The 430-nt window shown below is 62.6% G+C and carries 1 protein-coding gene; it reads left to right on the forward strand.

What is annotated here, in order from left to right; all coding sequences use genetic code 11:
• On the forward strand, positions 1 to 430 hold a 430-nt coding region (locus EOA36_RS36890; RefSeq protein ID WP_127281338.1), incomplete at both ends, for a DUF2865 domain-containing protein.

Consider the following 430-nt stretch of genomic DNA (forward strand, 5'->3'; position numbering starts at 1 on the left):
ATCGTGAAGATGGGGACAATGCCAACCTCTTCGACCAGCTTTTCGGCGGCGACAACCGGCGGATCGATACGTTGGACCAGCCTGACGATCCGGGCGAGGAAAGCGATGTCAGCCGCGTCCTGAACCAGCCCGGCATTCCGGACGTTGCGGGCAGCGGCGGCGAATTCCACACCAGTTGCGTGCGCACTTGCGACGGATATTTCTTCCCCATGTCGAACGCCGCCTCGGCCGGCGATTTCGAGCGCGACCAGAAGAATTGCGAATCGGCCTGCCCCGGCACCGAGATGCAGGTCTTCTATTCGCGCGGCATGGACGACGATTCGGCATCGATGACGTCATCGGTCACCGGCAGGCCCTACGGCGAGTTGCCGACCGCCTATCTCTACAAACAGCCCAACATGTCGCGGCCACCCGCTTGCGGCTGCAATGC

Source organism: Mesorhizobium sp. M8A.F.Ca.ET.021.01.1.1, assembly GCF_003998025.1.
Classification (GTDB): domain Bacteria; phylum Pseudomonadota; class Alphaproteobacteria; order Rhizobiales; family Rhizobiaceae; genus Mesorhizobium.